At 54.0% G+C, this 20,370-nt stretch carries 22 protein-coding genes; 18 read left to right on the forward strand and 4 right to left on the reverse strand.

Going from position 1 to position 20,370, the window contains the following annotated elements:
• The first annotated feature begins 87 nt into the window (after positions 1 to 87).
• From brnQ to malZ, 3 genes are all read left to right on the forward strand, one after another.
• On the forward strand, positions 88 to 1,407 hold the full coding sequence (brnQ, locus tag ACH0VJ_RS19775) for a branched-chain amino acid transporter carrier protein BrnQ (protein ID WP_000149625.1): 1,320 nt from the start codon (positions 88 to 90) through the stop codon (positions 1,405 to 1,407).
• Between the two features lie 74 nt (positions 1,408 to 1,481).
• Positions 1,482 to 2,852 (forward strand): proline-specific permease ProY, encoded by a 1,371-nt coding sequence (gene proY / locus ACH0VJ_RS19780; protein WP_001727981.1) that lies wholly within the window; start codon positions 1,482 to 1,484, stop codon positions 2,850 to 2,852.
• A 161-nt stretch (positions 2,853 to 3,013) separates the two neighbouring features.
• Positions 3,014 to 4,831 (forward strand): maltodextrin glucosidase, encoded by a 1,818-nt coding sequence (gene malZ / locus ACH0VJ_RS19785; RefSeq protein ID WP_000930716.1) that lies wholly within the window; start codon positions 3,014 to 3,016, stop codon positions 4,829 to 4,831.
• Between the two features lie 71 nt (positions 4,832 to 4,902).
• Here malZ and ACH0VJ_RS19790 read toward each other — a convergent pair whose 3' ends face one another.
• Positions 4,903 to 5,505, reverse strand: coding sequence for a peroxiredoxin (locus ACH0VJ_RS19790; RefSeq protein WP_000244731.1), 603 nt, complete (start codon positions 5,503 to 5,505; stop codon positions 4,903 to 4,905).
• 209 nt (positions 5,506 to 5,714) lie between these two features.
• A complete protein-coding gene (gene acpH / locus ACH0VJ_RS19795; RefSeq protein WP_001009858.1) occupies positions 5,715 to 6,296 on the reverse strand; it encodes an ACP phosphodiesterase in 582 nt (193 codons plus the stop codon).
• A 93-nt stretch (positions 6,297 to 6,389) separates the two neighbouring features.
• On the opposite strand from acpH, the gene queA reads away from it, so the two are divergent.
• From queA to ACH0VJ_RS19840, 9 genes are all read left to right on the forward strand, one after another.
• Positions 6,390 to 7,454 carry a tRNA preQ1(34) S-adenosylmethionine ribosyltransferase-isomerase QueA gene (gene queA / locus ACH0VJ_RS19800; RefSeq protein ID WP_001266526.1) on the forward strand — a complete coding sequence of 355 codons (1,065 nt, stop codon included), beginning with the start codon at positions 6,390 to 6,392 and terminating at the stop codon, positions 7,452 to 7,454.
• Between the two features lie 196 nt (positions 7,455 to 7,650).
• Positions 7,651 to 8,778 (forward strand): tRNA guanosine(34) transglycosylase Tgt, encoded by a 1,128-nt coding sequence (tgt, locus tag ACH0VJ_RS19805; protein WP_000667305.1) that lies wholly within the window; start codon positions 7,651 to 7,653, stop codon positions 8,776 to 8,778.
• Positions 8,779 to 8,800: 22 nt separating this feature from the next.
• Positions 8,801 to 9,133, forward strand: coding sequence for a preprotein translocase subunit YajC (yajC, locus tag ACH0VJ_RS19810; protein WP_000007628.1), 333 nt, complete (start codon positions 8,801 to 8,803; stop codon positions 9,131 to 9,133).
• A 27-nt stretch (positions 9,134 to 9,160) separates the two neighbouring features.
• On the forward strand, positions 9,161 to 11,008 hold the full coding sequence (gene secD / locus ACH0VJ_RS19815) for a protein translocase subunit SecD (protein WP_000934808.1): 1,848 nt from the start codon (positions 9,161 to 9,163) through the stop codon (positions 11,006 to 11,008).
• 10 nt (positions 11,009 to 11,018) lie between these two features.
• On the forward strand, positions 11,019 to 11,990 hold the full coding sequence (gene secF, locus ACH0VJ_RS19820) for a protein translocase subunit SecF (RefSeq protein WP_000046629.1): 972 nt from the start codon (positions 11,019 to 11,021) through the stop codon (positions 11,988 to 11,990).
• A gap of 144 nt (positions 11,991 to 12,134) precedes the next feature.
• Positions 12,135 to 12,500: a VOC family protein gene (locus ACH0VJ_RS19825; RefSeq protein ID WP_000793037.1), complete on the forward strand. Its 366-nt coding sequence runs from the start codon at positions 12,135 to 12,137 to the stop codon at positions 12,498 to 12,500.
• Between the two features lie 25 nt (positions 12,501 to 12,525).
• Positions 12,526 to 13,218, forward strand: a complete 693-nt coding sequence (locus ACH0VJ_RS19830) for a YafY family protein (protein ID WP_000198318.1) — start codon at positions 12,526 to 12,528, stop codon at positions 13,216 to 13,218.
• A gap of 169 nt (positions 13,219 to 13,387) precedes the next feature.
• Entirely contained in the window at positions 13,388 to 13,735 is a 348-nt protein-coding gene (yajD, locus tag ACH0VJ_RS19835; RefSeq protein WP_000974818.1) for an HNH nuclease YajD, read from the forward strand.
• 438 nt (positions 13,736 to 14,173) lie between these two features.
• Positions 14,174 to 14,281, forward strand: a complete 108-nt coding sequence (locus ACH0VJ_RS19840) for a type I toxin-antitoxin system toxin Ldr family protein (RefSeq protein WP_000176312.1) — start codon at positions 14,174 to 14,176, stop codon at positions 14,279 to 14,281.
• Between the two features lie 83 nt (positions 14,282 to 14,364).
• Here the strand turns inward: ACH0VJ_RS19840 and ACH0VJ_RS19845 are convergent, their stop codons facing one another.
• Complete coding sequence (locus ACH0VJ_RS19845; RefSeq protein ID WP_000752021.1) at positions 14,365 to 15,228, reverse strand: nucleoside-specific channel-forming protein Tsx; 864 nt, start codon at positions 15,226 to 15,228, stop codon at positions 14,365 to 14,367.
• A 299-nt stretch (positions 15,229 to 15,527) separates the two neighbouring features.
• The gene (locus ACH0VJ_RS19850) at positions 15,528 to 16,067 is read right to left on the reverse strand and encodes a DUF3251 domain-containing protein (protein ID WP_000198484.1); all 540 of its coding nucleotides are present in this window, start codon (positions 16,065 to 16,067) and stop codon (positions 15,528 to 15,530) included.
• A gap of 151 nt (positions 16,068 to 16,218) precedes the next feature.
• Here ACH0VJ_RS19850 and nrdR point away from each other — a divergent pair, with 151 nt between their 5' ends.
• The 6 genes from nrdR to pgpA all read left to right on the forward strand — a co-directional run bounded on the left by nrdR (position 16,219) and on the right by pgpA (position 20,326).
• The gene (nrdR, locus tag ACH0VJ_RS19855; protein WP_000543533.1) at positions 16,219 to 16,668 is read left to right on the forward strand and encodes a transcriptional regulator NrdR; all 450 of its coding nucleotides are present in this window, start codon (positions 16,219 to 16,221) and stop codon (positions 16,666 to 16,668) included.
• A 3-nt stretch (positions 16,669 to 16,671) separates the two neighbouring features.
• The gene (ribD, locus tag ACH0VJ_RS19860) at positions 16,672 to 17,775 is read left to right on the forward strand and encodes a bifunctional diaminohydroxyphosphoribosylaminopyrimidine deaminase/5-amino-6-(5-phosphoribosylamino)uracil reductase RibD (protein WP_001150218.1); all 1,104 of its coding nucleotides are present in this window, start codon (positions 16,672 to 16,674) and stop codon (positions 17,773 to 17,775) included.
• An 88-nt stretch (positions 17,776 to 17,863) separates the two neighbouring features.
• Positions 17,864 to 18,334, forward strand: a complete 471-nt coding sequence (gene ribE / locus ACH0VJ_RS19865) for a 6,7-dimethyl-8-ribityllumazine synthase (protein WP_001021372.1) — start codon at positions 17,864 to 17,866, stop codon at positions 18,332 to 18,334.
• A 20-nt stretch (positions 18,335 to 18,354) separates the two neighbouring features.
• Entirely contained in the window at positions 18,355 to 18,774 is a 420-nt protein-coding gene (gene nusB, locus ACH0VJ_RS19870) for a transcription antitermination factor NusB (protein WP_000801129.1), read from the forward strand.
• A 78-nt stretch (positions 18,775 to 18,852) separates the two neighbouring features.
• Complete coding sequence (gene thiL, locus ACH0VJ_RS19875; protein ID WP_000752133.1) at positions 18,853 to 19,833, forward strand: thiamine-phosphate kinase; 981 nt, start codon at positions 18,853 to 18,855, stop codon at positions 19,831 to 19,833.
• Positions 19,811 to 20,326 carry a phosphatidylglycerophosphatase A gene (gene pgpA, locus ACH0VJ_RS19880; RefSeq protein ID WP_000154063.1) on the forward strand — a complete coding sequence of 172 codons (516 nt, stop codon included), beginning with the start codon at positions 19,811 to 19,813 and terminating at the stop codon, positions 20,324 to 20,326. The genes thiL and pgpA overlap by 23 nt, the downstream gene beginning before the upstream one ends.
• Positions 20,327 to 20,370 lie beyond the last annotated feature (44 nt).

Consider the following 20,370-nt stretch of genomic DNA (forward strand, 5'->3'; position numbering starts at 1 on the left):
TTGATAAAAAACGCCGCTTTATAATCCTCCGGGAAAGGCAAAAATTTTAATGTTTACAACATCACCATCCACAGGCAGTAAGACTTTATGACCCATCAGTTAAAATCGCGCGATATCATCGCCCTGGGCTTTATGACATTTGCGCTGTTCGTTGGCGCAGGCAATATTATCTTTCCTCCTATGGTCGGTTTGCAGGCGGGTGAACACGTCTGGACAGCCGCTATTGGCTTTCTGATTACCGCCGTAGGGCTACCGGTTCTTACTGTTGTGGCGCTGGCGAAAGTCGGCGGCGGCGTAGACAGCCTCAGTACGCCGATTGGCAAAGTGGCGGGACTCCTGCTGGCGACCGTTTGCTATCTGGCCGTCGGGCCGTTATTTGCGACGCCGCGTACCGCGACGGTGTCGTTTGAGGTCGGTATCGCTCCGTTGACCGGCGATTCTGCAATGCCGTTGCTGATTTACAGCGTGGTCTATTTCGCTATCGTTATTCTGGTTTCCCTCTATCCGGGTAAGCTGCTGGATACGGTAGGGAATTTCCTGGCGCCGTTGAAAATTATTGCGCTGGTCATCCTGTCCGTCGCGGCTATCGTTTGGCCTGCCGGTCCAATCAGCAACGCCCTGGACGCTTATCAGAATGCGGCCTTTTCTAACGGATTTGTGAACGGCTATCTGACGATGGATACGCTGGGCGCGATGGTGTTTGGTATCGTTATTGTGAACGCGGCGCGTTCTCGCGGCGTTACCGAAGCGCGCCTGTTGACGCGTTACACGGTCTGGGCCGGCCTGATGGCGGGCGTGGGGCTGACGCTGCTTTACCTTGCCTTGTTCCGCTTAGGTTCTGATAGCGCGACGCTGGTCGATCAGTCAGCGAACGGCGCGGCGATTCTTCATGCCTACGTTCAGCATACCTTTGGCGGCGCGGGAAGCTTCCTGCTGGCGGCGCTGATCTTTATCGCGTGTCTGGTGACGGCGGTGGGGCTGACCTGCGCCTGCGCTGAGTTTTTCGCGCAGTATATTCCGCTGTCTTACCGCACGCTGGTCTTTATTCTCGGCGGCTTCTCTATGGTGGTGTCAAACCTCGGACTGAGCCATCTGATTCAAATCTCCATTCCGGTGCTGACGGCTATCTATCCGCCGTGTATCGCACTGGTTGTATTAAGTTTTACCCGCTCATGGTGGCATAATTCCACCCGCATCATCGCGCCGGCCATGTTTATCAGTCTGCTTTTTGGTATCCTTGACGGCATCAAAGCATCTGCCTTTGGCGATATGCTGCCAGCCTGGAGTCAGCGTTTACCGCTGGCGGAACAGGGACTGGCGTGGTTGATGCCAACGGTGGTGATGGTGATCCTGGCGATTATCTGGGATCGCGCGGCGGGTCGGCAGGTGACCTCCAGCGCTCACTAAAATCGCTGACATATGTGTACACCACGGGGCTTAACGCCCCGTGGTTTTTTATTGTGTTGATAGGTCAGAAATTGATGGAAAGCAATAATAAGCTAAAGCGTGGGCTGAGCACCCGGCACATTCGCTTTATGGCATTAGGTTCGGCAATCGGCACCGGCCTGTTTTACGGCTCGGCGGACGCCATCAAAATGGCGGGGCCGAGCGTGCTGTTGGCCTATATTATTGGCGGGGTCGCGGCATATATCATTATGCGCGCATTGGGGGAAATGTCCGTTCATAACCCTGCCGCCAGCTCATTTTCGCGCTATGCGCAGGAAAACCTCGGCCCGCTTGCGGGCTATATTACCGGCTGGACCTACTGTTTTGAGATCCTGATCGTCGCCATTGCCGACGTGACCGCGTTCGGCATTTATATGGGGGTCTGGTTCCCCGCCGTGCCGCACTGGATTTGGGTACTTAGCGTGGTGCTGATCATTTGCGCCATCAACCTGATGAGCGTCAAGGTGTTCGGCGAGCTGGAGTTTTGGTTCTCCTTCTTCAAAGTCGCCACCATTATTATCATGATTGTCGCGGGTATCGGCATCATTGTGTGGGGAATTGGCAACGGCGGGCAGCCGACCGGCATTCATAACCTGTGGAGCAACGGCGGCTTCTTCAGCAATGGCTGGCTGGGAATGATCATGTCGCTGCAAATGGTGATGTTCGCTTATGGCGGGATTGAGATTATCGGTATCACCGCCGGGGAAGCGAAAGACCCGGAGAAATCCATTCCGCGCGCCATTAACTCAGTACCGATGCGTATCCTGGTATTTTATGTCGGCACGCTGTTCGTCATTATGTCTATCTATCCGTGGAATCAGGTCGGCACAAACGGCAGCCCATTTGTGCTGACGTTCCAGCATATGGGGATTACCTTTGCCGCCAGCATTCTGAACTTTGTGGTATTGACCGCCTCGCTTTCCGCTATCAATTCTGATGTGTTTGGCGTAGGCCGTATGCTGCATGGTATGGCGGAGCAGGGGAGCGCGCCGAAAATCTTTGCCAAAACGTCACGCCGTGGTATTCCGTGGGTCACTGTGCTGGTGATGACGATTGCGCTGCTGTTTGCGGTTTACCTGAACTACATCATGCCGGAAAACGTTTTCCTGGTGATTGCTTCGCTGGCGACGTTTGCCACGGTATGGGTATGGATTATGATCCTGCTGTCGCAAATCGCCTTCCGCCGTCGTTTACCGCCGGAAGAGGTAAAAGCGCTGAAGTTTAAGGTGCCGGGCGGTGTCGTCACGACGATAGCGGGTCTGATTTTCCTGGTCTTCATTATTGCGCTTATCGGCTACCATCCGGATACCCGCATCTCACTGTACGTGGGCTTCGCCTGGATAGTTCTGCTGTTGATTGGCTGGATGTTTAAACGCCGTCGCGACCGTCAATTGGCGCAGGCGTAGTCGTTTTTCTCTGCCTTATCCGGTCTGCAGACAATGGTAGGCCGGATAAGCGGAGCCGTTTCTCCTCCTGGAGTCTCCTCCCCTAATAAATCCCTGGATGATGAGTTATCCTTTAAATCTCTGTGGCAAGGTGGCCCCATTTTCAGTAGAGGGGATACGAGATGTTGAATGCCTGGCACTTACCGGTTGCCCCATTTGTGAAGCAACATAACGATAAATTAACCATTACGCTGTGGCTGAGCGGAGAAAATCCGCCGTCTCGCGTGACGTTGCGCTCAGAATTCGATAATGAAGAAATCTCACTGGCGATGCGCAAACAGCGCCGCCAGCCGCAGCCGGGCGTGACGGCGTGGCGAGCGACGCTCAATATCGCGTTAGGGCAGCCCCGTCGCCGTTACAGCTTTAAATTGCTTTGGCACGACCGCCAGCTTTGGTTTACGCCGCAGGGATTTAGCTGCTTTCCGCCCGCGCGTCTGGAACAATTTGCGGTTGATGTGCCGGATAGCGGCCCGCAGTGGGTCGCCGATCAAATTTTTTATCAGATCTTCCCGGATCGTTTTGCCCGCAGCCAGTCTCGTGAAGCCGGGCAGGATAAGGTGTATTACCACCATGCTGCCGGTCACGACATCGTGCGTAAAGAGTGGGATGAACCGCTCACTCCCCAGGCGGGCGGTTCCACCTTTTACGGCGGCTGTCTGAATGGCATTTGTGAGAAGCTGCCGTATCTGAAAAAACTGGGTGTCACAGCGCTATATCTGAATCCGGTATTTACCGCGCCGAGCGTCCATAAGTACGACACGGAAGATTATCGCCATGTCGATCCGCAATTTGGCGGCGATCGGGCGCTGCTACGCCTGCGGCGTGAAACGCAAGCACAGGGCATGAGGCTGGTGCTGGATGGCGTGTTTAACCATAGCGGCGACTCGCATGCGTGGTTTGACAGGCATAACCGCAGCACTGGCGGCGCGTGCCATCACCCGGACTCGCCGTGGCGTGACTGGTACTCCTTTTCACCACAAGGCGTGGCGCTGGACTGGCTGGGTTATCCGAGCCTGCCGAAACTCGATTATCAATCAGAAACGCTGGTGGATGAGATCTATCGCGGTGAGGACAGTATCGTTCGTCACTGGCTAAAGGCACCGTGGAATATGGACGGCTGGCGGCTGGATGTCGTACATATGCTGGGCGAGGCGGGCGGGGCGCGCCACAATTTGCAGCACGTCGCCGGCATTACCCGGGCGGCAAAAGAAGCGCAGCCCGAAGCCTATATTGTGGGGGAACATTTCGGCGATGCGCGGCAGTGGCTACAGGCCGATGCGGAAGATGCCGCCATGAATTATCGCGGCTTCACCTTCCCGCTGTGGGGATTTCTCGCCAATACTGATATCGCTTACGAACCACAGCATATTGATGCCCGGACCTGTATCGCGTGGATGGATAACTACCGCGCCGGGCTGTCACATCAGCAACAACTACGCATGTTTAATCAACTCGACAGTCATGATACTGCGCGCTTTAAAACCCTGCTGGGTAAAGACGCGGCGCGCCTGCCGCTGGCGGTGGTCTGGCTGTTTACCTGGCCCGGCGTGCCATGTATTTATTACGGCGATGAAGTCGGCGTGGACGGCGCAAATGACCCCATGTGCCGCAAACCGTTCCCGTGGGATGAACGCAAGCAGGACGGCAGCTTGCTGGCGCTGTACCAGCGTATGGCGAAACTGCGCCAGCGCAGCCTGGCGCTGCGTCGTGGCGGATGCCAGGCGCTGTATGCCGAAGGTGACGTAGTGGTATTCGTGCGGGTTTATCAGCAGCAGCGGGCGCTGGTGGCGATTAACCGGGGCGAGGCCTGTGAAGTGGCGCTGGAAGCGTTACCGTTGCTGAACGTGGCCGGATGGCAATGTAAAACGGGAAGCGGTGATATCCGCGAGGGAAGACTTAGTTTACCCGCGATTTCCGCGACGGTATGGATGAATCGTTGAGGCGAGGTGGTTCGTAACACCTTACGCATAAAAAAGGCTCGCATTCGCGAGCCTTTTATCAATGCACTGACTTACAGGCTGGAAATGTTCTCAGCCAGGTATTTAGCCACGCCGTCCGGAGAGGCGTTCATGCCTTCTTTGCCTTTTTCCCACTGCGCCGGGCAGACATCACCGTGCTCTTCGTGGAACTGCAGCGCGTCGACCATACGCAGCATTTCGTCGATATTACGACCCAGCGGCAGATCGTTTACGACCTGGTGGCGAACAATACCGTTAGCGTCAATCAGGAAAGAGCCGCGCAGCGCAACGCCTTCGTCCGGGTGTTCGATACCGTAAGCTTTCTGAATTTCACGCTTCACGTCGGCGACCATTGCGTATTTCACCGGGCCAATGCCGCCTTTATCGACAGGGGTGTTACGCCATGCGTTGTGAACGAACTCAGAGTCGAAAGAAACGCCGACCACTTCAACGCCGCGCTTCTGGAATTCTTCATAACGTTTATCAAAGGCGATCAGCTCAGACGGGCAAACAAAAGTGAAGTCCATCGGCCAGAAGAACAGAACGGTCGTTTTACCATTGGTGTGCTGTTTGAAGTTGAATTTATCAACAATCTCACCGCTACCCAGTACCGCCGCAGCGGTGAAATCCGGGGCCTGACGAGTAACCAGTACCATAATAATTCTCCTGCAATATTAAGGGTTTTAGAACGCAACGCGGGCAGTATAGGGAGGGCGAAGCGACAAAACAATGCGGTCTTGACAATCAATGAGACAGCTTTTGCCTATCGATCGGGTCATTATAAATCGTAATGATGACCCCTTTATGACAGCGAACCATCTTTCTGCCAACGGCGGATCTGACGCACGCCCTCGCTATCAGGCCGTCACAGCGCTTTGCGGGCGGCCTGTGCCATCATACGCGGATAAAAATGCCAGAAGCGCTCTTCTAACGCGTCGTAGTGCGCGTCCAGATCGTACCAGGAATCACGCAAGGCATCCAGCCGGGGACGGCGATTCGCCATGCCATTCAGCACGTTTTGAATGAAATCCATATCGCGATACCGCTCTAACCATTTTTCTGACCAAAGATAATCATTCAGGTTGACAAAGCGCGGCGGGGAGTCGGGCAGAATCGTCGCGACCTGCGCATGGGCGTAGCCGACAAACGCCTGAAGTGGAAAATCGGGAGAGATTTGCGTCCAGTGGCGCGATAAAAAATGATCCCACATGACGTCCAGCGTAATGGGCGCCACGCGCCGCGTTTCATGGCGGAACCACTCTCGCGCCTCACGAACTTCCGGCAGGTTGTCGGTCATGACGTCAATACGCCGATGCATATAAATACCCTCTACCACGTCAGGAGGATAATGCGTTGCCGGGTTACCGCGGACAAAATCGGCCAGAAGATTACCGGAAAGCGAGCTGTCGGCAAGGTGCGCCAGATGCAGGTGAGCAAGAAAATTCATTATTGATTCTCTGTCCAAAAAGCGGGTAACGGTTGCAGCGGGAACGCCCCGGCACTAGACTACCCGCCTCTTATTTTAGTCTGAGTCAGAGTCATGCGCGTTACCGATTTTTCCTTTGAACTACCCGAATCCCTGATTGCCCACTACCCACAGCCGGAACGCAGTCGCTGCCGTTTGCTGTCATTAGAGGGGCCGACGGGCGCGCTGACGCACGGTACTTTCACCGATCTGCTCGATAAGCTCAACCCTGGCGATTTGCTGGTCTTCAATAATACCCGCGTGATCCCGGCGCGGCTCTTTGGCCGTAAAGCCAGCGGCGGCAAGATAGAAGTGCTGGTCGAACGTATGCTCGATGATAAACGCATCCTGGCGCATATTCGCGCTTCTAAAGCGCCAAAACCGGGCACGGAACTGCTACTGGGCGACGACGAAAGTATCCACGCGACCATGACCGCGCGTCACGGCGCTCTGTTTGAAGTTGAGTTTAATGACCCGCGTCCGGTGCTGGATATTCTCAACGCCATCGGCCATATGCCGTTGCCGCCGTACATCGACCGTCCGGACGAGGACGCCGATCGCGAACTGTACCAGACGGTCTACAGTGAAAAACCGGGCGCCGTCGCCGCGCCGACCGCGGGGCTGCACTTTGATGAGCCGCTGCTGGCGGCGCTTCGTGAGAAAGGTATCGAAATGGCGTTTGTTACGCTACACGTAGGCGCGGGCACTTTCCAGCCGGTGCGTGTCGATACCATTGAAGATCACATCATGCACTCCGAATATGCTGAGGTGCCGCAAGAGGTGGTCGACGCGGTGCTGGCGGCGAAAGTGCGCGGCAACCGCGTGATTGCGGTCGGCACGACCTCGGTACGCTCGCTGGAAAGCGCGGCGCAGGCGGCAAAAAGCGATTTGATAGAGCCGTTCTTCGGCGATACGCAAATCTTTATTTATCCAGGTTATCAATACAAAGTGATTGATGCGCTGATCACCAACTTCCATCTGCCGGAATCGACGTTGATTATGCTGGTTTCCGCATTTGCCGGTTATCAACACACCATGAATGCCTATAAGACTGCGGTAGAACAAAAATATCGCTTTTTTAGCTACGGGGACGCGATGTTTATCACGTACAATCCGCAGGCTATTTTTGAGCGTCCGTAAGAAGGCTATCTCACTTGCCATTTTGACGCCGGGCAGTGCTCGCCATCCTCACGTACTGCGTGTACGCTCCGGTGGTTGTGCGCTGGTCGACCCCAAACTGGCTGCGCCGATGACGCCTTCGGGAATTTATTAGCTATGGAATCATTCCGTAGCGAATCGTTAAACGTCGGACTGTTTTTCTGACGCAGGAGTGATAATGAAATTTGAGTTAGATACCACCGATGGTCGCGCGCGTCGCGGTCGTCTGGTGTTTGATCGTGGCGTAGTGGAAACGCCTGCTTTTATGCCTGTGGGTACTTACGGTACCGTGAAAGGCATGACGCCGGAAGAAGTGGAAGCGACCGGCGCGCAGATTATTCTCGGCAACACTTTCCACCTGTGGCTGCGCCCGGGTCAGGAAATCATGAAGCTGCATGGTGACCTGCACGATTTTATGCAGTGGAAAGGGCCGATTCTTACCGATTCCGGCGGCTTCCAGGTCTTCAGCCTCGGCGATATTCGTAAGATTACCGAGCAAGGCGTGCACTTCCGTAACCCGATCAACGGCGATCCGATTTTCCTCGATCCGGAAAAGTCGATGGAGATCCAGTACGATCTCGGTTCCGATATCGTGATGATCTTTGATGAATGTACGCCGTACCCGGCAGACTGGGACTATGCTAAACGCTCGATGGAGATGTCGTTGCGTTGGGCGAAGCGTAGCCGCGACCGTTTTGATAGCCTTGGCAATAAGAATGCGCTTTTTGGCATCATTCAGGGCAGCGTTTACGAAGATTTACGCGATATCTCGGTGAAAGGTCTGGTAGAGATTGGCTTTGATGGCTACGCTGTCGGCGGTTTGGCTGTCGGTGAGCCGAAAGCAGATATGCACCGCATTCTGGAGCACGTTTGCCCGCAGATCCCGGCTGACAAACCGCGTTACCTGATGGGCGTGGGTAAACCGGAAGATCTGGTGGAAGGGGTGCGTCGCGGTATTGATATGTTTGACTGTGTCATGCCAACGCGAAATGCCCGTAATGGTCATCTGTTTGTGACCGACGGCGTGGTGAAGATTCGTAATGCAAAGCATAAAAGCGACACCAGCCCGCTTGACGCCGAGTGCGATTGCTACACCTGTCGCAATTATTCACGCGCTTACTTGCATCATCTCGACCGTTGCAACGAAATATTAGGTGCGCGTCTCAATACCATTCATAACTTGCGTTACTACCAGCGTTTGATGGCGGGTTTACGCAAGGCTATTGAAGAGGGTAAATTAGAGAGCTTCGTAACCGAGTTTTACCAACGTCAGGGGCGACCCGTTCCACCTTTGAACGTTGATTAATTTTAATAATGAGGGAATTTGAATGAGCTTTTTTATTTCTGATGCGGTAGCGGCAACAGGTGCTCCAGCGCAGGGCAGCCCGATGTCTCTGATTTTAATGCTGGTGGTGTTTGGTCTGATTTTCTATTTCATGATCCTGCGCCCGCAGCAGAAGCGCACCAAAGAGCACAAAAAGCTGATGGACTCCATTGCGAAAGGTGATGAAGTTCTGACGAATGGCGGTCTGGTCGGTCGAGTGACCAAAGTAGCGGAAGCCGGCTACATTGCCATCGCGCTGAATGACACCACGGAAGTGGTTATCAAACGTGACTTCGTAGCTGCCGTTCTGCCGAAAGGCACCATGAAGGCGCTGTAATATTTCGTTTTCCCAAAGGGAACTGCCGTGTTAAACCGTTATCCTTTGTGGAAGTACATCATGCTGGTCGTCGTGATTATCGTCGGCCTGCTTTACGCACTTCCCAACCTGTATGGTGAGGATCCGGCTGTTCAAATCACTGGCGTGCGCGGCGTCGCCGCCAGTGAGCAAACGCTGATCCAGGTCCAGAAAACGTTACAAGAAGAAAAAATTCCCGCTAAGTCTGTGGCACTGGAAGAGGGCGCTATTCTTGCGCGCTTCGACACCACCGATACCCAGCTACGCGCCCGTGAAGCGCTGATGAGCGTGCTGGGGGATAAATATGTCGTGGCGCTTAACCTTGCGCCGGCTACGCCGCGCTGGTTGGCGGCTATTCACGCCGATCCGATGAAGCTCGGTCTTGATCTGCGCGGCGGCGTTCACTTCCTGATGGAAGTGGATATGGATACCGCGTTAGGTAAACTCCAGGAACAAAATATCGATAGCCTGCGCAGCGATCTGCGTGAAAAAGGCATTCCTTATACCACCGTTCGTAAAGAAAATAATTATGGGTTGAGCATCACGTTCCGTGACAGCAAAGCGCGTGATGAGGCGATCGCCTATCTGACGCCGCGTCATCGTGACCTGGTGATTTCCAGCCAGGGCGGTAATCAACTTCGCGCGGTAATGACCGATGCGCGCCTGAGCGAAGCGCGCGAATACGCCGTTCAGCAGAACATTAATATTCTGCGTAACCGTGTTAACCAACTGGGCGTCGCGGAGCCTGTCGTACAACGCCAGGGCGCAGACCGTATTGTGGTTGAGCTGCCGGGTATCCAGGATACCGCTCGCGCGAAAGAAATTCTCGGCGCGACCGCGACGCTGGAATTCCGTCTGGTGAATACCAACGTTGACCAGGCCGCCGCTGCTGCCGGGCGCGTACCGGGTGATTCCGAAGTGAAACAGACCCGCGAAGGTCAGCCGGTGGTATTGTACAAACGCGTGATCCTCACCGGCGACCATATCACCGACTCGACGTCCAGCCAGGATGAATATAACCAACCGCAGGTTAACATCTCGCTGGATAGCGCAGGCGGCAATATCATGTCTAACTTCACTAAGGACAATATCGGCAAACCGATGGCGACCCTGTTTGTGGAGTATAAAGACAGCGGTAAGAAAGACGCTAACGGTCGCGCCGTACTGGTGAAACAGGAAGAGGTGATTAACATTGCCAACATTCAGTCTCGGCTGGGTAACAGCTTCCGTATTACTGGTATCAGCAACCCGAACGAAGCGCGTCAGCTCTCGTTGTTGCTGCGTGCGGGTGCCCTGATTGCGCCGATTCAGATCGTTGAAGAGCGCACCATTGGCCCGACTTTGGGTATGCAAAATATTAAGCAGGGCCTGGAAGCCTGTCTGGCCGGTCTGGTGGTCTCCATCCTGTTCATGATCTTCTTCTATAAGAAGTTTGGTCTGATTGCGACCAGCGCGTTAGTGGCTAACCTGGTGTTGATTGTCGGTATCATGTCGCTGTTGCCGGGGGCAACGCTCAGTATGCCGGGGATTGCGGGTATCGTGTTAACCCTTGCGGTGGCGGTCGACGCCAACGTTCTGATTAACGAACGTATCAAAGAAGAGTTGAGTAATGGCCGCACGGTACAGCAGGCGATAAACGAAGGCTATGCCGGCGCGTTCAGTTCCATCTTCGATGCGAACATCACGACGCTGATTAAAGTCATCATTCTGTATGCTGTCGGTACCGGGGCAATTAAAGGGTTCGCGATTACGACCGGTATCGGTGTGGCGACGTCGATGTTTACCGCGATTATCGGTACGCGTGCTATCGTAAACCTGCTATATGGCGGCAAGCGCGTCACTAAGCTGTCAATCTGAGGAGTGCGATGTGGCACAGGAATACACTGTTGAACAACTAAACCACGGCCGTAAAGTCTATGACTTTATGCGCTGGGACTTCTGGGCATTCGGCATCTCCGGGCTGTTGCTGATCGCGGCCATTGTCATTATGGGCGTACGCGGGTTTAACTGGGGGCTGGATTTCACCGGTGGTACGGTAATTGAAATCACGCTGGAAAAACCGGCTGAAATGGACGTGATGCGCGAAGCGCTGCAAAAAGCGGGCTATGAAGAGCCGCAGTTGCAGAACTTTGGCAGCAGTCACGACATTATGGTGCGTATGCCGCCAACCGAAGGTGAAACCGGCGGTCAGGTACTGGGTAGCAAAGTGGTGACGATCATTAATGAAGCCACCAACCAGAACGCGGCCGTGAAGCGTATTGAATTCGTGGGGCCAAGCGTGGGCGCCGATCTGGCGCAAACCGGCGCCATGGCGCTGCTGGTGGCGTTGATCTCTATCCTCGTTTATGTCGGTTTCCGCTTTGAGTGGCGACTGGCGGCAGGGGTGGTCATCGCGCTGGCGCACGACGTGATCATTACGCTGGGGATACTGTCGCTTTTCCATATCGAGATTGACCTGACCATTGTGGCATCGTTGATGTCGGTGATCGGTTACTCGCTGAACGACAGTATCGTGGTGTCTGACCGTATTCGTGAAAACTTCCGCAAAATCCGTCGCGGGACGCCTTACGAAATCTTTAACGTGTCGCTGACCCAGACGCTACACCGTACGTTGATTACCTCCGGTACGACGTTAGTGGTAATTCTGATGCTGTACCTCTTCGGCGGTCCGGTACTGGAAGGCTTCTCGCTGACGATGCTGATCGGTGTCTCTATTGGTACGGCATCTTCTATCTATGTCGCATCGGCGCTGGCGCTGAAACTCGGTATGAAGCGCGAGCATATGCTGCAGCAGAAAGTCGAAAAAGAAGGGGCGGATCAGCCGTCCATTCTGCCGTAAACACGTATTTAAGTGTTATCTGAATCCCGGTCATGCGATCGGGATTTTTTTTATGTACCATGACGATAAACATTACTGACAGTATGCTGTCAGGAGCCCTGCCATACACTCCTCATGAATTTACCCACACTCGCAGGAGGATGTATGAAAAACTTGATTAACTGGTTTGAAATTCCAGTTACTGATATGGCGCGTGCAATCGCCTTTTATGAGCAAGTGATGCAGATATCGTTACGTCGGGAAACCATGGATGGGGCGGACCTGGCCGTATTCCCGTATGTTGAACCCGGACCCGGCGGAGCGCTGATAAAGCAGGATGATGTCGCTCCAGTTGCGCAGGGAGTCGTTATTTATCTGCATACCGCCGATTTGTTAGCCTCGATTGAACGTGTCGTCCTTGCCGGTGGCAAGTGTGTTCTGGAACCCATGGTTCCCGGAGATGACATTGGAACCATCGCGTTGTTTATTGACAGCGAAGGCAACCGAATAGGTTTACATCAACCTGCGTGATATTTGCTAAATGTAGAGAGTCAATATGACCAGACGCGCTGACCGTTTGTTTCAGATCGTGCAAATTTTGCGGGGTAGACGACTGACGACGGCAGCGCTGTTGGCACAGCGGCTTGCGGTTTCTGAACGGACGATTTATCGCGATATTCGCGATCTGTCGTTATCCGGTGTGCCTGTCGAAGGTGAAGCGGGGAGCGGATACCGTTTAATGGCGGGTTTTGATCTGCCGCCCTTGATGCTTACCCATCGTGAATCGGAAGCACTGATGGTGGCTATACGGTTATTGAAAACCTGGGGCGGCGATTCGCTATCGCGCGAGCTTGAATCCGCCCAGGAAAAAGTGTTGGCTATTTTACCGGAAGAGAGCCGTCGTAAAGCGGAGCAGACACGGATTTACGCTCCGGATTTGGGTACATCTCCACATTCGCGCAGCGCGTTTGATCTTATCCATCAGGCCGTTTCGGCGCAGCAGGTGTTGGCGCTACATTATCGTGATGAAGCGGGGCATCTCTCTTCGCGGGATATACAACCGCTGGGATTGTTTTTCTGGGGAGAGCACTGGCTGCTGGTTGCCTGGTGTGAGAGACGGGAAGACTATCGGTGTTTTCGCCTCGATCGCTGTTTACAAATTACTCCGCTTAACCGGCGATTTCGTGAAACAATCGACCGTTCTTTGCGTGATTTTTTGCGAAAAGTCGAGCACGAAAAAATGCCGTAAGATGTGATAGCGATACCTCTAACGCTTGTAAAACGGGTTGATTGGTCATCAGTTTGCCTGAAATAGCCTTGCTTACCTGGATATATAAGTTGCACAGAATCATTGCTAAAAGCCCGGCTTCGCGGGAAACTGCGCATAACCCTTTGTATTATTCAGGTACCTGTTAATTATGGCTATCATCCCAAAAAACTACGCGCGCCTGGAAAGCGGCTATCGTGAAAAAGCGCTGAAGCTGTTTCCGTGGGTGTGCGGACGTTGTTCCCGTGAGTTTGTGTATTCAAATCTGCGTGAGCTGACGGTGCATCATATCGATCATGACCACACCAATAATCCGGAAGACGGCAGCAACTGGGAGCTATTGTGCCTCTACTGCCACGATCACGAGCATTCCAAATATACCGAAGCCGATCAGTACGGTTCGACGGTCATTGCTGGGGAAGATGCGCAAAAAGATGTCGGCGAGGCGACTTATAACCCGTTTGCCGATCTGAAAGCGATGATGAACAAAAAGAAATAAGCAGACTGCTGACAAAGCTGTTGGTGCTGTTGAATGTTAGGTTACGCTTCGCTCCACCCAACGGAATCCGCAATATAAATGAATTATTGGTTTTCGTAGGTCGGATGCAATCCGACATTTTTTCAGCCCCGGAGTTTGTCGTCAGCCCCCAAACGTCCTGTAACGCATACATTGTCACTGGAATCCCGATCGCAAGGTTGGGATTTTTTTGTTTTTAAGTCCTGCCGATACTGGCGAGCAGAATAGAATCAGCGGTAAGCCGGGGCAACCCGGTGAGGCGCAATGTTGCGGGGGCTTGATCCCCGGTAGCCTTGTCGCTGGAAAGAGAAAACCCCCGCACATTGTTCGGTATTCACCGGCAACATTACGGGGGCTAACTTGACTCCAGACAAGTTGAGGATAGCCGCGAACCGTTGCCATTGCAACAAAGGCGGCAATATGACGCTCACAGAGTTGAGCATTACTATCTGGCACGATCTGGCGGCACCAACGCTGGTCGGGATTGCGACAGGTCTGTTTTTAGGCTGGTGGCATCGCCGGAAGTAATGTGAAGTGGGCGCGACTCGCCGCCGCATGGCAGCATGCGCCCGAAACGGGCCAGAGGACGACCTCTGGCCTTTTTTGCAGGTTTAGAAGTTGTAACCCACGACCAGGTAGCCGCCCCAGCCGGTAGATTTCGCGCTGAAATCGCCGTCGCCCCAGTTCAGTTTTGCGCCATTCTGCCACTGTCCGCCGTTATGGAAGTAACGCGCAACGACCGAGTAGTGCCAGTGATCGTAGTTCAGCGCCAGGATATGGCTGGAAGCGATGGAGTTGCTGGTACGGTTCGGATCGTCGCCTAAATCAGATCCCCAGTCAAAGTTGGTAAAGCCGATATAGCTCAGTTTACCGCCCCACAGATCGGTGATGGGGACGAAGTATTTCACTTTGAAACGGTAGCCGTCCCATTCGTTTTCATTGGACGCGCCGTAGTTTTGCCACTGATATTTCGCATACACGTTCAGCGACAGGCCCATCGGCAGGCCGGTGTCGATATCGGTCCCCAGACCCATATACCACGTGCTCTGGCGGCTGGCTTTGTTATCGCCCATATCGTAGATGTAGTTGTTGGCGAAATACCACTCTTTAAACGGGCCGAAGCTCAGGTCTGCGCCGGTCAGCTTATCAATTGAGAAACGCGGTTCGATTTCCATGAACAGCGGAGAACCGTCGGACCAGATACCTTTATCGTTGCCGTTACCCCAATCAAAGGTTTTGGGAATATCGATATAGCCGTAGAAATCAAACCAGTCTTTTTTGGCAAATGCTTCATATTCCAGATAGACGTCGTTGTTCAATTTCGGCGAGAAACGGGTATGGTAGCTGCCTACCACGTTTACGCTCTGGTGCCACCAGTCGGACAAATACTGGGGCTGATCATTTTCTGCTGCGTTAGCAGTAAAAGATGAGGTGAGCGCCAGCGCTGCGCTGACTGCGAGTAAAGTTTTTTTCATATGTATGCCACTGTTTGAAATCCCTTGCGGGAGTGAAAAGAACGCAATTTGCGTTTCTAAATATTTCGTGTTTCTGCGGAGCCTATTATAAAAATCATTGCTCACAAAAATATGTCTTGTTTCACATATCTATCATTTACGTAATCGATTGCGTTCACGTTTGCGCATTTTAGACGCGGCGACAGTACTATCTTTCATGAATATTACCAATCCATGTCATAAATGACGGGAATGTCAGTAGGGCAACAAAAGTCGCGCGGGGGATGTTGCGGAACGCACAAAACGCTCCGCCAGAACGTTTATTGATTAACAGGCTGAATATCATGGATGCGAATGAAGCCTAACTGCGCCGGAGTGATCCCCTTCAACGGTAACGAAATATTGACATCACTGGGCGCCAGCAAGCTGGCTGGGGCATTTACCAGAAGGCTCTGTGCATTCACCTCCTGATAGTTCTCCGTAGTGCCCTGAAGTTGCCCGTACTCTACGGTAGCGCTGAATGCCGGCAGCGGATCGCGGGACTCGCCCTGAATGTGTAACGTTGCGTGAGCGCCGTCTGCGACAGGCGTAATTTCCAGCAATGTCATACGTAGCGTACCGATCTGGCTCTCCAGCCGGGCAGGCGTATTGGCGCCAGGCAACAAATAGACGCCGCGGGTTGACTCCGCATTCAGCTTATTTTGTTGGGTAATTTTTACCGTTTCCTGATTCAGTTGGGTCATCTCTTTATTCAGGGTGCTAATGCTTTGATGCATCTGGCGAACTTCGCTCTGCGGCGCGCAGGCGGTCAGGCTCAAGAGACTTCCCACCAGGAGAATTCTTAGGTAACGTCTTGTCATGTCGATCATTTCCTTCATGGTTCGATAGCGTAATGGTAGTGCGCTATACGCACAAAGGCACCGATCCTTTATCTCAAAAGCGCTCCGCCTTTGTTGTCGCGCCAGTTCAGGGTAAAATAGCATTTCCTAAATCATCTGGTCAGGACGCCGTATGCATTGCCCATTTTGTTTCGCCGTAGATACCAAAGTCATTGACTCTCGTCTTGTAGGCGAGGGCTCGTCCGTGCGCCGCCGTCGGCAGTGCCTGGTGTGTAATGAACGCTTTACGACCTTTGAAGTGGCTGAACTGGTCATGCCGCGCGTGATAAAAAGCAACGATGTGCGCGAACCCTTTAATGAGGATAAGCTGCGTAGCGGCATGTTGAGAGCGCTGGAAAAAAGACCCGTCAGCGCAGATGATGTTGAAATGGCATTGAACCATATTAAGTCACAATTACGTGCCACTGGGGAGCGTGAAGTTCCCAGCAAGATGATTGGCAACCTGGTCATGGAGCAGCTGAAAAAACTCGATAAAGTCGCGTATATTCGCTTTGCCTCCGTCTATCGCAGTTTCGAAGATATCAAAGACTTTGGCGAAGAAATCGCTCGCCTACAGGACTAAGCCATGCAGGATGAGTTTTACATGGCGCGAGCGCTCAAACTGGCGCAGCGTGGACGTTTCACCACTCACCCGAACCCTAATGTCGGCTGTGTCATTGTTAACAATGGCGACATCGTCGGCGAAGGTTATCACCATCGCGCCGGAGAGCCGCACGCCGAGGTCCATGCGCTGCGGATGGCGGGCGCAAAAGCCAAAGGCGCAACCGCCTATGTCACGCTTGAACCCTGTAGCCATCATGGGCGAACGCCGCCATGTTGCGATGCGCTGATTGCGGCCGGCGTCGCGCGCGTGGTCGCCGCGATGCAGGACCCGAACCCACAGGTCGCCGGGCGCGGACTGTATCGTCTGCAACAGGCGGGTATTGCGGTCAGCCACGGGTTAATGATGAGTGAAGCGGAGGCGCTCAATAAAGGCTTCCTCAAGCGGATGCGTACCGGATTCCCTTATCTTCAGCTTAAACTGGGCGCCTCCGTGGATGGACGGACGGCGATGGCCAGCGGCGAAAGCCAGTGGATCACCTCGCCGCAGGCCCGGCGCGACGTTCAGCGCTTGCGTGCGCAAAGTCACGCTATCTTAACCAGTAGCGCGACGGTATTGGCTGACGATCCGGCCTTGACGGTGCGTTGGGCGGAGTTAGACGCCTCTACGCAGGCGTCTTACCCGCAGGAAAATCTGCGCCAGCCGGTGCGAATTGTTATCGACAGCCAAAACCGGGTAACGCCTGCGCATCGTATTGTGCAGCAGCCTGGCGAAACGTGGATCGCGCGTACCCAGGAAGATAGCCGCGCGTGGCCCGATTCGGTTCGTACTATCAGCGTGCCGGCGCACAACGGACATTTGGATCTGGTTGTGCTGATGATGCAGTTAGGCAGGCAGCAGATTAATAGCATATGGGTTGAAGCCGGACCGGGACTGGCGGGCGCGTTGCTGCAAGCCGGGCTGGTGGATGAACTGATTGTCTATGTCGCGCCTAAATTGTTGGGAACCCAGGCGCGGGGATTATGCGAATTGCCGGGGCTTGAGAAGCTCGCCGACGCGCCGCAATTTACCTTCAGCGAAATACGTCATGTCGGCCCGGATGTTTGCCTGCATATGGTGAGCGCATGAGTTCTCCCGTCGAAAGGGGAGCAGCGCTCAAATTATTATGATAAAATCCGCCCCCCTGCGGGGCCAAATGAACCCTGGAAGAGAGAATATGAACATTATTAAAGCTAACGTTGCAGCCCCTGACGCTCGTGTCGCCATCACTATTGCGCGTTTCAATCAGTTTATCAACGACAGCCTGCTGGATGGCGCGGTTGATGCCCTGACGCGTATTGGTCAGGTAAAAGATGATAATATTACCGTAGTGTGGGTGCCTGGCGCCTATGAACTGCCGCTGGCGACCGAAGCGCTGGCGAAAAGCGGTAAATACGACGCCGTGGTTGCGCTGGGAACCGTGATTCGCGGGGGGACTGCGCACTTTGAATATGTGGCAGGCGGCGCCAGCAATGGCCTGGCAAGCGTTGCCCAGGACAGCGGCGTGCCGGTAGCCTTTGGTGTTCTGACCACCGAGAGTATTGAACAAGCCATCGAACGTGCTGGTACAAAAGCCGGTAATAAAGGCGCAGAAGCTGCGCTGACCGCGCTTGAAATGATTAATGTATTGAAAGCCATTAAGGCCTGATTTTTTGTAAGGGGAATTCCGTGAAACCTGCTGCTCGTCGCCGCGCCCGTGAGTGTGCCGTCCAGGCGCTTTACTCCTGGCAGTTGTCCCAGAACGACATCGCTGATGTTGAATACCAGTTCCTGGCGGAACAGGACGTAAAAGACGTCGACGTTCTCTATTTCCGTGAACTGCTATCCGGGGTGGCGACTAACAGCGCGTACCTGGATGGTTTAATGAAACCGTATCTGTCCCGCCTGCTTGAAGAGCTGGGACAGGTTGAAAAAGCCGTGCTGCGTATTGCGTTGTTTGAGCTGTCAAAACGCAGCGATGTGCCTTATAAAGTGGCCATCAACGAAGCGATTGAACTGGCGAAAACCTTTGGCGCTGAAGACAGCCACAAATTCGTCAACGGCGTACTGGATAAAGCAGCTCCGGTGATTCGTCCCAACAAAAAGTGATTCACAGGCCGGAAAGATAGCGGGCGATCGATACCCGCCGTCTCCGGCCTTTTCTTTTTTTCTGCTGAGGCATAACGTATGGCATGTGGCGAGTTTTCCCTGATTGCCCGTTATTTTGACCGTGTAAGAAGCTCTCGTCTTGATGTTGAAACCGGTATTGGCGACGATTGCGCGCTCCTGAATATTCCTGAAAAACAGACCCTGGCGATCAGTACCGATACGCTGGTGGCGGGCATCCATTTCTTACCCGATATCGATCCTGCCGATCTGGCGTATAAAGCGCTGGCGGTGAATTTAAGCGATCTGGCGGCGATGGGCGCCGATCCGGCATGGTTAACGCTGGCGCTCACGCTTCCTGACGTCGATGAGGCGTGGCTTGCCGCGTTCAGCGACAGCCTGTTTGAACAACTGGATTACTACGACATGCAGCTCATTGGCGGCGATACCACGCGCGGCCCGCTGTCGATGACGCTCGGTATTCATGGCCTTGTGCCAGCCGGTCGGGCGCTGAAACGTTCTGGCGCAAAACCGGGCGACTGGATTTATGTTACTGGCACGTTGGGCGATAGCGCTGCCGGGCTGGCGATTCTACGGGGTGATTTTCGCGTGGGAAGCTGGGGGGATGCCGACTATCTGGTCAAACGCCATCTGCGCCCGACGCCGCGTATTTTACAAGGACAGGCGCTACGCGATCTCGCCAGTTCGGCGATCGATCTTTCCGACGGTTTGATCTCCGATCTTGGTCACATTCTGCAAGCCAGCAACTGCGGCGCGCGAATCGATTTGGAGGCGCTGCCTGACTCCGAAGAACTGTGGGGACATGCCAATGATCCCGAACAAAAGCTTCGCTGGATGTTATCCGGCGGCGAAGATTATGAACTGTGCTTTACCGTCCCGGAGCTGAACCGTGGCGCGCTGGATGTCGCGCTTGGTCATCTGGGCGTGCCGTTTACCTGTATCGGGCAAATGACGGCGGATATCGAAGGGATCGCCTTTGTGCGTGACGGAGAACCTGTCACTTTTGACTGGAAAGGATATGACCATTTTGCCACGCCATAAAGATGTTGCGAAAAGCCGCCTGAATTTGCGCAATCCGTGGCATCTGCTCGCTACCGGCTTTGGCAGCGGGCTGAGCCCCGTGGTGCCGGGTACGATGGGCTCTCTGGCGGCGATCCCCTTCTGGTATCTGATGACGTTTCTGCCGTGGCAGCTTTATTCGCTGGTCGTGATGTTTGGGATCTGTATTGGCGTTTATCTTTGCCATCAGACGGCGAAAGATATGGGCGTACACGACCACGGCAGTATTGTCTGGGATGAATTTATCGGTATGTGGATAACGCTAATGGCGTTGCCGACGACGGACTGGCAGTGGGTGGCTGCCGGGTTCGTTATTTTCCGCATTCTGGATATGTGGAAACCCTGGCCGATCCGTTGGTTTGATCGCAACGTGCACGGCGGCATGGGGATTATGATCGATGATATCGTCGCCGGCGTGATATCCGCCGGCATACTGTATTTTATCGGTCATCACTGGCCGCTCGGTATTATTTAAAGGGTTTGCCGGATGGCGGCGTAAATGCCTTATCCGGCCTACCC

This window comes from Salmonella sp. 2020_1459, from assembly GCF_043847915.1.
GTDB classification, from domain to species: Bacteria; Pseudomonadota; Gammaproteobacteria; order Enterobacterales; family Enterobacteriaceae; genus Salmonella; species Salmonella enterica.